8 protein-coding genes are annotated in these 12379 nt (G+C 49.1%); all 8 read left to right on the forward strand.

All coding sequences use genetic code 11. The features are described from left to right. Window positions 1-3: 3 nt before the first annotated feature. The 8 genes from I6L39_RS10690 to I6L39_RS10725 all read left to right on the forward strand — a co-directional run bounded on the left by I6L39_RS10690 (window position 4) and on the right by I6L39_RS10725 (window position 12318). Window positions 4-2304, forward strand: a complete 2301-nt coding sequence (locus I6L39_RS10690; RefSeq protein ID WP_216989637.1) for a DUF927 domain-containing protein — start codon at window positions 4-6, stop codon at window positions 2302-2304. 466 nt (window positions 2305-2770) lie between these two features. Next, window positions 2771-3778 (forward strand): CBASS cGAMP-activated phospholipase, encoded by a 1008-nt coding sequence (locus I6L39_RS10695; protein ID WP_254203628.1) that lies wholly within the window; start codon window positions 2771-2773, stop codon window positions 3776-3778. After that, a complete protein-coding gene (locus I6L39_RS10700) occupies window positions 3779-4930 on the forward strand; it encodes a cyclic GMP-AMP synthase DncV-like nucleotidyltransferase (protein ID WP_216989638.1) in 1152 nt (383 codons plus the stop codon). A gap of 5 nt (window positions 4931-4935) precedes the next feature. Then, complete coding sequence (locus tag I6L39_RS10705; protein ID WP_216989639.1) at window positions 4936-6561, forward strand: ThiF family adenylyltransferase; 1626 nt, start codon at window positions 4936-4938, stop codon at window positions 6559-6561. Continuing rightward, the gene (locus I6L39_RS10710) at window positions 6549-7034 is read left to right on the forward strand and encodes a Mov34/MPN/PAD-1 family protein (protein WP_216989640.1); all 486 of its coding nucleotides are present in this window, start codon (window positions 6549-6551) and stop codon (window positions 7032-7034) included. The genes I6L39_RS10705 and I6L39_RS10710 overlap by 13 nt, the downstream gene beginning before the upstream one ends. Before the next feature lie 344 nt (window positions 7035-7378). Further along, window positions 7379-8529, forward strand: a protein-coding gene (locus I6L39_RS10715) for an IS3 family transposase (protein ID WP_216989641.1) whose coding sequence is annotated in 2 segments (ribosomal slippage) — window positions 7379-7616 and window positions 7616-8529 — 1152 coding nt in all. Because the reading frame shifts where the segments join, the coding sequence is not laid out codon by codon here. Window positions 8530-9213: 684 nt separating this feature from the next. Then, complete coding sequence (locus I6L39_RS10720) at window positions 9214-10251, forward strand: hypothetical protein (RefSeq protein ID WP_216989642.1); 1038 nt, start codon at window positions 9214-9216, stop codon at window positions 10249-10251. A gap of 294 nt (window positions 10252-10545) precedes the next feature. Further along, window positions 10546-12318, forward strand: coding sequence for a tetratricopeptide repeat protein (locus I6L39_RS10725; RefSeq protein WP_216989643.1), 1773 nt, complete (start codon window positions 10546-10548; stop codon window positions 12316-12318). Window positions 12319-12379 lie beyond the last annotated feature (61 nt).

Consider the following 12379-nt stretch of genomic DNA (forward strand, 5'->3'; position numbering starts at 1 on the left):
ATTATGAGTCTTTCAAAAACAAATGATAACTGCAAACAGAATCGTTTCTGTTCTATTGAGGAGTCCCGTAATGGGTCTCTAGGAGCCCCCAATAGTGCTGGTCAGGGTGTATCGCCGACAGGTTCGGCATTAGGCCCCATTCAGGAGGCATCCGCGCCAGAATCAGTGCCTGTCTCTGCTATCGCTCCGGTAGTTCGGCCATCAGAGTCAGCTTTATTAGTGCCCAACGAACCCTATTGCAGCCATCAAAACTTAGCGCTGCAAGAACTGGCGCGTATCCATCAGTGGTCTCAAGAAGCGACCTATCTGGCATCCGAAGAGGGGCTAGCCCTTAATCAGGGGAAGGGCTCTTCTGAGCGTCCCATCAGGTCGGATGGTACTCATCTGTCGTATACCATTGATGAACTCCAAACATGGATGAAATCCAGTCTGTTACCCGAGCACTACGTTGTTAGCCCTGACCTGAAAGTGGTGAACCTTGAAGGAAGGAAGCCCGTTGAGCTGTTCGATACGTTAATCCTTCCGCTCAATTGCATTATTGATAATAACAATCAGTTCAAAGGGTTGGTGTTGGTCTGCATTGGCTATGATGGTAAGCCACATGTCTTTACAGTCCTGCTTGATGATGTCCTGCATGACTTGAAAAGGGTCAAGGTCCAGTTGGGTGAGCTACGTGTTGGGTATTATGGTCATGACGATCGGCAGCTTTCTCGGTTTATGAACCACTGCTCAAGATGGAACTCAATTGAGCCAATTTATCGCGTTGAGCAGGCTGGATTTATCTCTGGAAAGTTGATCTATATATCGCATGAGACCGTGCTACAGCGGAACATTGGAACCCCGGAAACCAAGCTCAGCTATCAAATCCGTAAAGCATTGCCGCAACTGAGAGCACAAGGCACCTTGCTGGAATGGCAAGAGCATGTGGCTGGGCCTGTCCGGCAGCTCCCTAACATGATTTTTCCGATTTTGGCGATGCTTGGGAATGTATTGTTGAACCTCCTGAAGGAGGGGACGGTTATTGTTCACTTGCATGGGCTCAGCTCAGGCGGCAAGACGACTCGGGCGCAGATGGCACAGAGTGTCGTAGGACGAGCTACTGACCCAAGCAAAGATGGTGGGTCTGCTATCAGGAAGTGGCATGGCACGACGAATTGGCTGTTTGCTGTGGCAAAAAGTCACCACGGTATGGGGTTAGTACTGGATGAGCTTGGGTCACACAACAGCAAAAATTTCGACGGAACCATCTATGCCCTATCCAATGGGAAAACCAAAGGAAGGTGTGAAACGGGTGGGGATGAGAAGGAGGATCAAGACTCAGCCATCCTCTGTATTATATCCACTGGTGAACTCAGCACAGATGACTATCTGAGGAAAACGGGTGGCAGCGCCAATTCCGGTGTCTATGTGCGGATGCTCAACATCGAGGTTCACCCCGATGATGCGAAATTGCCCGACGAAACCCTGGCCCAAGCCAAAGCCCGGATTGACCAACTCAAAGCGGCCTGTGGTCAATACTACGGCACAGCCCTTCCGGCTTTGGCACAAGGGCTGTTGAACTTGCCGGAGGCCACTTCTTATGAGGCTTTGCAAGAGTTAGTTCGCAACCGGGTTCATGAGTGTGCCGAGCGCCTGATGCAGATGGTCAATGGCGCGATGGATTCACCTTTGGTTCGTCGTGGCCTGGATTTCTTCGCTATAACGCTGGCTACCGGCTTGTATGGTATCGAGCTGGGTGTGTTGCCCTATACCGAGAATGAGGTGGAAGCCGCCGTGCTTGAGGGTGCCAATCGCTGGGTTGCGTCCTTGGAGGAGCAACTGGATGACGTTACCCGAGCCGCTACCCAATTCAAGAATACGGTAGCGCTCCAACGACATAAAATTCACCTTGGCAAGCCAGCCGTTGTAACGAGGGAGCTCCTAGGCTTCATAGAAGGCGAACGGTGTTACATCTTTAAGGAGCAGTTTGACAAACTGGTTCCGAGCATGAGTGAAGCTGTTAAAGCATGGTTGTTAGATAACCAGTATCTTGAGAGGTATGCACCAGACCGCTATGTAAGAAAGATCAAGGTAGCGGGTGTGGATAGTGGCGTTTACTCGTTCTATTTGAATCGATTGTTTGGCAGTACTGGTGAGGTCGTCAGTAGCCATGCCGGAGAGAGTGACAGCCTGAAGGATTCGCTGCCAAAATGCGAACCATCAAAGCGAATTTTTAGCCGATTCTCAAGCAGCAAGGCGGGTAGCATCAACGTCCCCCCCACATCGGAAACACCGGAGGAGACGACACACATCGAGCAGTTTTAAGAGTAAGGGGGGGCCAGTGCGAACTGGCCCCTTTGCTTTTATGGGATCCGGTGGCAAAAGCAGGCAGCAAGGGGAGGAACGTTTTAGCAGGCCGAGAAGGCCAGGATGATCTTGTTGCGGAGGTTCGGAGGGTAGTGAGGTCAAAGTGGCTTATTAGGTTGCTAAATCGCTATACAGGCGTCTTATTGACCGATTCAGCATCCCATGATGCTGGCTTGAAGTGAAATATGGTGATGAGAACAACGGGCACTCTTAAATTCCACTCGAACTATCAGGATTTGGAAACCCCGTCCAAGACAACCAGATTTGACAAGTCTCTACTTTTCTCGTCCATCAGGAGGAGTCACTACTGTTATCTTGGAATCATTCAAAAATGAGCGTATAACAATATGTGCGCTTTTTTTTAAAATTTATCACTATATGTAGTAGTGGCATTTTTTCAGAGATAAGTCCCAAGAGAGGTGAAATGGCTAATGACATCGAACATCTGCCTACGTACCACGTGCTAGCCCTTTCGGGTGGTGGGTACAGAGCGTTGTACTCTGCCACCATACTCAAAGAATTTGAACAGGTTCTCGGCCGACCCATAGCCTCTCATTTTGACTTGATCTGTGGCACTTCGGCAGGAGGATTGCTTGCACTTGGCCTTGCAAGCGAGATTCCCGCCAGCGAGCTGAAATCGTTGTTTGAAGACCAAGGTCAGCAAATCTTTGGCACACGAGATAGCATACGTAAACTACTGGGTTTCCTCACTCGAGCGAAGCATTCAAACGCAGGTCTACGCTCAGTGCTTGAACAACGATTCGGTAAAACCACCATGGGTGAGTTGAAACATCGAGTGCTTATACCTGCAGTCAACTACACCACGGGTCGTGGCCAGTTTTTCAAAACACCCCATCATCCAACGTTTGAACTCGATCATCGCATGAGCCTAGTAGACGTCGCATTGGCTACATCGGCTGCTCCTGTGTATTTTCCATCGGTTCGAAATGAGCGTGGAGTCTTTGTTGATGGGGGTTTGGTCGGAAATGCTCCTGGGCTATTTGGGCTCCATGAAGTACGTACATTCCTAGCCCCCAAACAAGATGTCTGCATACGTGTGCTTGCTATTGGAACGATGACGGTTGGCGCTACTGTGAGCGGCGGAAAGGATTTGGATCAAGGGATTATCGGGTGGGGGGGGGGCCTTTTTGATCTGGTCATATCTGCCCAAGAATCCTCAGTCGACTACATGCTTTCACAGTCCTTAGGTGATAATTATTTCAAGATTGATGATCTCGTTACGCCGCAGCAGAGCAGTGACATCAAGGCACTGGATGATGTGTCTGAAGCATCAACAAACACTCTGCGTGATCGCGGCACTGCTGCCGCCCAGCGTGCGTTAGGTGATCGCCGATTCTATCCGTTCCGTGCTCATAATCCATCTCGTCCCATGTTCTACCACGGCCCCAACAAAAACTCGGAGGATCTCTAAATGCTGAACCTGTCACCTCTTTTCAACACCTCCGAAGATGAGCCTAATTTGCTCCAAGCTCTGGAGCTTTCTGCGGCTGAACGACTTCAAATCACGTCGGCGAAAAATGAGGTCCGTCAGTGTCTTCGTTCTGGAATCCCGAGGGTGCTTCGTGAGCAGGGATATCAACAAGACGACATCCCTCTGCCGCGCTTCTTTACCCAAGGTTCGTGGGCATACAAAACGCTCAATAGCCCCGCGCATTTGCCACCACAGCAGTCTGATGTCGATGACGGTGTGTACCTGCCAATCAGTTTTTTGAAGGTCACTAAAAAGCCCAGTGTTGCCAGCAGCATTTTCTTCAAAGCTGCAGAAGAAGCATTGAGGCCGTTAGTCGAATCAAAGCGGAGCGAAAATTGGAAGCTGCTGTCTGACAAACCGACCTGTATTCGTATTGAAATCTCGGCGACAGCTCATATTGACGTTCCCTTATACTCAATCCCTGATGACGAGTATGTTCAGTTGGAAAAGGCGGCAGCCAGTTATGGCTTTGATAGTCTTATGGATGCTGTAAATACGCGTAAGGCAGATTCTTGGACACGACTTCCAGTCAACGAAGTGCTACTGGCTCACCGTGAGGAAGACTGGGTGACTTCTGACCCCCGACCGGTCAAAGACTGGTTCGTGGAACAGGTAGAGGAGAAGGGTGAACAGCTTCGTCGTGTTGTTCGTTACTTGAAGGCGTTCCGCGATTGGCAATGGAAGACTGGTGGTCCGTCTTCCATCTTGTTGATGGCTGCTGCTGCACCATTGTTTTCGAAGATGGATCGCCGGGATGACTTGGCACTTCTCGAGGTGTTGAAGGGACTTCCTGCGGCGCTTAGGGACGGTGTGAGCAATCCGGTTGATGATGAGGAAACTCTGAGCGGGCGCATGTCGGAAGATGCACTTGAAGAGGCTGCCAAGAAATTTGAGATGTTCGAAAACTATCTTAATGGCGCGGTAAATGCCTCTGATGAGACTGTCGCGTGTAAATGGATGATCAACATGTTCGGACCTCGTTTCCCTTATCGTCCTAGTAGGGTCAAAAAAGTAACCGTCGCCGCAACCATTGCGGCAGTACCAGCCCAAGCCGCTGCTAGCGAGTTAGTTGGTCGCACCAAGGCTGGATAACCAAAATGGTTGCAGCATTACCTGATCTTATTCTGGAAATGCAATCCCGCGGTTTCAACTACCGTGGGCGCACGCCAGAGCGGTGGATTCAGTTTGAAGGCCCGCTGAATACTTCCGAAGGGACATTTCCTTGCAGTTTCACGGTCGATCCGCACTTTTTTTCCCTACCAGTTGTAAAGCTTAAAAAGCTACCCGCGTCATTGAGGCCAGTTACGCCACACCTTGGCGCAAGCGGATGGCTTTGCTATCTGGCTGCTAGCACAGTTGTTCTCGATATCTTTGATCCAATTGGCCAGACACTTAGATGCTTAGCTGAAGCTGAACGTGTTTTGGGGTGTGTACTCAGGGGAGAAATGGTTGAAGACTTAGCAGAAGAATTTTTAGTTCATTGGTACAGTAAATTTTGCATTTTTGACGTGCAAAAGCCGGCTCTGGGAGAAATACCTGCTTTTTGCGTGATTTCAGATAAGGGTGAGCGAACACCAGTACTCACTGATGATCAAGAGCGCACGAACCATAGAATCAATACTCTCAGCTTCTACTCTAAAAGAGAGGCGATACTGGCTTATCTTGTCGGAACTGTCGCACAACCTCGACCTAGTCAGAGTGTTTGGCCTCCACAGACTGTCGCTGATATTTTGCAATGGCAGAGAGAATTGGATAAGAGATGTGCCAGAAAAATTTTACAACGTATCGATGAAGCATACAGAAAGAAGCACATTGATGTTGTCATTCTCATCAAATCCCCAAATCTCAATTATGGCTTTCAAGTACATTTTGAGCAGTCCATATTAGACGATGAGAGATTTAAGTACGCCAGAGGTACTGAAAGGCTCTACAGCTTTCGGGTAACAAGACTGACAATGGCTCGTATTGATGAGCACTACATTACACAGAGAAATATTCCAACCTTAAAAACACTGGCCGGTTTGAAGATTGCCTTGGTCGGGTGTGGAACTATCGGAGGTTACTTAGCCGACCAGCTAGCGAAGGCTGGAGCAGGGACGGGAGGAGGCAAACTTACACTTGTGGATTTTGAGCTGTTGATGCCGCAGAACGTTGGCAGACATCGTTTGGGACTACCATTTTCTTTAAAAAATAAAGCTTGGGGCGTCAGCATGATGCTTCAATTTGACTCCCCTGGAATCGAAGTTCGAGCTCTCGAAGTCGATGTGCGCGATGCTCATCTGGGGAATATTGACTTGTTGATTGATGCAACTGGTGAAGAGGCCTTAGGACATTGGCTAGCCGCCAATTATGTCTCATCAACGCCAATTCTGTCGGTATGGATTGAAGGCCCTGGAACTGCTGTCCGTGCTCTTCTTAAAAAACCTGGGGATGGTGCCTGTTACAGGTGTCTCTCTACGTACTCAAGAGCCAGACAATTCCCAACCGTCGAAGGAGAGGTACCATATGTTATGGCGGGGCATGGCTGCGAAGGGTTATATGTTCCATTTCCTGCAACTGTATCAATACAAGCGGCAGCGTTAGGTGTTGAGATGGTACTGGCGTGGGCAAATGGTAAAACCAGTCCTTCCTTGCGTACCAAGATTACGGACAGTGGATTTACATTAGCGACAGTTGATTGCGATCCTCCAAGGATTGAGGCCTGTCCGGCATGCACTTCGTAGCAGAATGGTCAGCTAACCAAGGACGTAATCTGATTTATATCCGCCCATCGGTGATTGAAGTGTTTCTGCACCATATTCAATCTGGGCCATCAGACTTGGAAGGGGGCGGGATTTTACTAGGCTATGTTAGAGGATCACACTTAGAAATTATTGAAGCCACCGAACCAACAAGGTTTGATCGGCGGCTCAGGATGTTTTTTGAACGAATGCATAATTTACATGAACAGATCGCACATAAGCAGTGGACCGAAAGTGAAGGTTTGATCCGATACATAGGAGAGTGGCACACGCATCCTCAAGATTACCCGTCGCCGTCAGAAACTGACTTGATTGAATGGCAAAAACTCGCCCTAAAGCGCAAAGATAAACACCCAGTACTTGGTCTAATCGTAGGTCGAAAAACTCTATACCTAGAATCTATGCCTAGTTCTGGGGAAGGAACTAAATTTTATCCCATTGATGAGTATAGATAAAAATAATATTGTGATTGTCATGGGACTCCCCAATATTTCTCTAGGCAAGCAGCGACTATTTATGGCTCGGACTGATAGTCGATGGCCACTTTTTTTTCAGCCATGTCAAAGCAGTCTGAGCCGTCCCCACTATCCTAGAAATCTCCAGAGCCAGTTATCATCTGGTAATAACCGGCTGAAAAAGCTGGGAAGACCAGTTAGGTTAGGAAGTTGTGAAGGTTAAAACCGAGCATCGAGCGGTTAAACCGTGATATCGGTATCTCACTTTTGCCGTGAGATACTGAATCGCCCCCAGTTCCCTAGACACCTCACAGCCTTAAAATGAGGCAACTATTGGAGGTGTTATGACCCGTCAGCGTTATCCAGAAACATTCAAAATCGAAGCGGTTAAACAAGTCACCGAGCGCGGGCGGCCGGTAGCTGATGTTGCACGATCCCTTGGGGTATCCAGCCACAGTCTGTATGCCTGGCTCAAGCAGTACGGTAAGCCCGCTGACCAGCTGCTCGAAGAGTCTGCCTTGCAAGTCGAGATCCGCCGTCTGAAAACCGAACTGCGCCAGGTCACCGAGGAGCGCAATATTCTAAAGGAGGCCGCCGCGTACTTTGCCAGCGAGTCAAGGAAAGGTACGCGTTCATAACCTCCCGACTCGACCGGTACAGTGTCGTTACCCTGTGCCAGACCCTGGGGGTTCACCGAAGTGGCTTCTACGCGTGGCTGAAACAGCCCGCATCGCCACGCCAGCAGGAGGACGAACGACTGACCGGATTGGTCAAGCAATCCTGGCTGGAAAGTGGTGCTGTCTACGGTTATCGCAAGATCCATCACGACCTTCGTGACGCTGGGGAAGCCTGCGGCAAACACCGTGTGGCCAAATTAATGAAGCGGGAAGGACTGCGTTCGCAAACGGGCTATCAACGCCGCAAGGGGCATTATGGAGGCAAGAGCCCACAGGCTGCCCCAAACACGCTGGCACGTCAGTTTAAAGTGCCTGCCCCCAACATCTCCTGGGTGACTGACATTACCTACATCCGCACTCAAGAAGGGTGGCTGTACCTGGCGGTGGTGCTCGACCTGTTCTCTCGCCAGATCGTCGGCTGGGCGATGAAGCCACGCATGACGGCAGACTTGGCGGTGGATGCGCTATTGATGGCCGTCTGGCGGCGCAAGCCCAAGCAGCCGGTATTGGTGCATTCGGATCAGGGCAGCCAGTTTACCGGTGGTGAATGGCAGGACTTTCTGAAGGCACACAACCTGAGTTGCAGCATGAGCCGACGTGGCAACTGTCACGACAACGCGGTCGCCGAGAGCTTCTTCCAGTTGCTCAAACGGGAGCGGATCAAGCGCAGGATTTACGCGACAAGAGACGAAGCCCGCAGCGATGTGTTTGATTATATCGAGATGTTTTACAACCCAATCAGGCGTCATGGTTCCAATGATGGGCTGTCGCCGGTAGAGTTTGAAAGGCAGTTTATTGTTCAGCAACAGAGTGTCTAGAAAACCAGGGGCGATTCATATTGCCATTTTCACTGGCCGTCATGCTCTTGACCCAGCTAGCCGCATCAGGATCCTGTGATGGTTCGTCATACGGATAGGAGAGTGCTTCGAAAGAGAGGAAATCAGGTTTTCTGCTGCCTGTAGCGTGGTTTGGCTTTTAAACCAGTGAGCAGATGTTTATTCTATCAACGTGCTGCTATTTTCTAAAAAATGAGGGGATTTCTAAGGCAGTCTCTCACCCATGTTCAGGTGTTCAGGTGTTCAGGTGTTCAGGGTGGCTAACTGCCCTTCCAGATCGACCCAGTCGTTCAGGAAGCTGAATGCGCACGCATGACGGTTATAGATGAACTGGGTGACGTAGCTCAGATCGTTAGCGGCATAGCGGTGGGTGATCGCTGGGGCCATATCGTCAGGAGCACAGTCGTTGAAGCTTTCTGCCGATGTTTTGGCCAGGTATCGCTGAAATTAGCTACTACCTGATTGGTTACTACAACTGGAGGCGACCACATCAGCATTAATGATGGGCTGCCCTAACAGACGCCGAAAATCGGCCTAACAGTTAGTTGACCACTACAGGTCACACTGACCGTCACCATCAGTGTGGATGGCCTTGTACCATAGCTTCTTCAAGTTGGTTGGATAAGGGCGAGAAGTGGTGATCCTTTCTGATGAAGGAGTCTCAATTTGGCATCCAAACCCTACATCTTTCGCTCCGAAGAAGAGCTGATCGAAAAGCTGCGTTCTAACGCTACGTTTGAGATGGCGGAAAAACTATTTTCTGAATCAATTAACACGATTGATGAAGTGGTCACAAAAGCCATCAATGGGTATACGTACAGATCATTTCCTGGTTTACCTGACAAGAACCCAGCGGAGCTATTCAGGACGTGGGCGATCAGACATATTAAAAGTACCAATGATGAGATATGTAACATCACCAATCCCGAAACGTATGAAAAATATGTCCATATGAGCACAATAAATTTATGTGAATACTGGGACAAAGTCAGAGGGTTCTCTTCCGAAATGGGCTATGGTCGAGGCTCCAAACTCTTCAACTTGGTACTAAAAAAACTCGCCTGCTTCCAAAAGTTAACTGATACGCAAAAACGTATTCTTATCTCCCTACAACATGTTCCGCTCGATCGTTTCACTATTGTAGGTCTGAAGAACATTAGACTCGAACTAAAGATACCTAAAAACGCCTCTATGGGTTACATCAAAACTCACAAACAATATTTAGCTTTTCATAAGGCTATTACTGACCTTACGGACAAGGCCGGAGTCCCTGCTATCTATTACGATATCCTCGCTTTTGATCTGTCCCACGCAGATGAGAGCGTTGTGAATGAAAAAAACACGTCTAAAACTGAGGTAAATAAAACATCAAAAGTGAACAATGTCACAACTAAATACTTTGCTGAGATCAGCCTGGAAGATATCCAATATGCGATGGATGAGTGTGATCGTCTGCGAGCAAGTGCGCCTGGTGACGATAAGTTGGCACCGTTTAGACTTCAAATAAATAAAAGTTTCCGTCCCAGCAAAAATAGCCTTTTATATCTTGGCAGTAGGGGCCCTTATGAGGCTAGACCCTTGTTGGCTGCTGCTTATGCTCATCATTTCTCTGGGGACGCTCTCCGGCCTTCTGACTTTACTGGTACCAATGGGCATGTTTTTTTAGAAAAGATATTTGGGTTTGAAATCCGATCTTCAACATGAAGATGGCTATAGTCTCACCGGGCACTTTTTAGCAGCAAAATAGGTTCCATTAGTTCCCTAGATTGCTGGATGTCGATGGAGTTCAGGGTGACTATTATTAATACCGTTGTATTGCGAGGCGAACAATTACTGTTTGCCGCCTTAATATACTCATTTGGCCACACACTCCTTTGTACTTCGTATATCTCGCAGATGGAAAACGTTTGCCAGATCAATTCTTAGGCTGTCGTTCAGGTAAACCCTCTAAAATAGTTTGAACAACCAACTATTGGTTTCTACTTATTTTGAGGTCCTATGCGTGTTCTTGCTCGCCCCTTGACGCTAGCTATTTTACTTGCTTTGGCTGGCTGTGGCCCTACCAACGATGCACCTCTTGACGCTGCTGCTCTCCGCCAGATGGCAGAGCGGGGGAATGCTAAGGCACAGTTCGACCTCGGTCAGATGTACTGGGACGGGCGAGGTGTGCCACAGGATCGCACGCAGGCTATCGCCTGGTATCGCCAAGCGGCTGAACTGGGGTATACCAATGCGCAATACCAACTTGGGCGCATGTATCAGGAGGGCGACGGCGTACCGCAGGACTATAAGCAGGCTTTTGCTTTGTTGAGCAAGGCGGCAGAACTGGGGAATGCCGAGGCACAACACCGAGTGGGGCGCCTGTACGAAAAGGGTGTCGGTGCGCCAATGGACGAAAAACAGGCCACTGTTTGGTACAGCAAAGCTGCTGAGCAGGGTCTAGCCATCGCACAATACGATCTTGGAAGAATGTACAGGCCGGGCAAAGGAGAGCAAGATCAGGCCATTGTCTTGATCCGCAAGGCGGCCGAGCAGGGACTGGCTGTTGCACAAAGAAGCCTCGGGCATATTTATCTAGTGGGCAGGGAAGTGACGCGCGATAAGGAAAAAGCGGCAACCCTGTTTCGCAAGGCTGCCGAGCAGGGGGACGCAGAGGCTCAATTCTATCTTGCTAAGCAGTACAAAGATGGTTCCGGTGTGCAGAAAGATGTTAAGCAGGCTGCTGCTTGGTATACCAAGGCTGCTGAGCAGGGGCATGTCTTGGCTCAACTCGAGTTAGGGCGCATGTATGAAGAAGGTAATGGTGTGCTGCAAGACGATAAGCAGGCCGTTACTTGGTATCGTAAGGTTGCTGAGCAAAGAACAGGCAAGGCTAAAACCGAGGCGACATTATCCCTCGCGCAGATGTATGAAAAAGGTACAGGTGTACCGCAGGATGATCAACAAGCTGTGATTTTGTACAGCTTGCTGGCCGAAAATGGGAATACTGAAGCAGAACAGCATCTTCAGCGTATGACCGCTGAGGGGCGTGGGATACCCCAAAATAATGAGCAAGCAGTTGCCTGGTATCGCAAGGCCGCTGAGCAGGGTAATGCTTGGGCGCAATACCAACTTGCACTCTGTTACGCGGAGGGGCGAGGTGTAGAGCAGAATTGGCAACACGCCGTGACTTGGTATCGCAAAGCAGCCGAACAGGGGGATGCCTGGGCACAATTCCAGCTTGGAGTAATGTATGAAAACTTCTATGAGAGGGTTGTACTAGGTTCTAATTTGGGGAACTCTGCTTGGTATGAAGAAGAAACTCAGACAAATACCATTTATCAAGCAATTGATTGGTACGTCAAGGCGGCTGAGCAGGGGCATCCCATAGCACAAAACAACTTAGGGGTTATATCCCATAACAATAATAATTATAAGGCGGCTATTGCTTGGTATCGCAAGGCGGCTATACAGGGGTACGCTGAGGCGCAATACAATTTAGCGAGTGAGTATTTAACCGGTAAGGGTGTAGATAGGGACGAGAAGCAAGCCTTTAAATGGTTCCGTATGGCGGCTGAGCAGGGATATAGCAAGGCTCAATACGTATTAGGAGTCAACTCGAAATCTAATGTAGAGGCTTATGCATGGCTTGCCGTAGCGGCGAGTGGGAGAAATGAAAACGCAATGTACCAATTGAGCCTAATAGAAAAAAAGCTTACCAAGAGTGAATTATCTAGTGCCAAAAAGCTTGCTGCGCAATATTTTAATAAGTACCGGCCAAGGAATGATTAGTGATTTTAGTGTATTGGTAGATAACAGGGCCAGCGTGCCCTGTTAATCGATATCTGCAAGA

Origin of the sequence: Aeromonas sp. FDAARGOS 1409 (genome assembly GCF_019048705.1) — a bacterium.
GTDB lineage: Bacteria > Pseudomonadota > Gammaproteobacteria > Enterobacterales > Aeromonadaceae > Aeromonas > Aeromonas sanarellii.

What these genes read in the sequence shown, in the direction of transcription:
- I6L39_RS10700 (WP_216989638.1), top strand. Translation starts at nt 3,779, where the DNA reads ATGCTGAACCTGTCACCTCTTTTCAACACCTCCGAAGATGAGCCTAAT.
- I6L39_RS10725 (WP_216989643.1), top strand. Translation starts at nt 10,546, where the DNA reads ATGCGTGTTCTTGCTCGCCCCTTGACGCTAGCTATTTTACTTGCTTTG.
- I6L39_RS10695 (WP_254203628.1), top strand. Translation starts at nt 2,771, where the DNA reads ATGGCTAATGACATCGAACATCTGCCTACGTACCACGTGCTAGCCCTT.
- I6L39_RS10710 (WP_216989640.1), top strand. Translation starts at nt 6,549, where the DNA reads ATGCACTTCGTAGCAGAATGGTCAGCTAACCAAGGACGTAATCTGATT.
- I6L39_RS10690 (WP_216989637.1), top strand. Translation starts at nt 4, where the DNA reads ATGAGTCTTTCAAAAACAAATGATAACTGCAAACAGAATCGTTTCTGT.
- I6L39_RS10705 (WP_216989639.1), top strand. Translation starts at nt 4,936, where the DNA reads ATGGTTGCAGCATTACCTGATCTTATTCTGGAAATGCAATCCCGCGGT.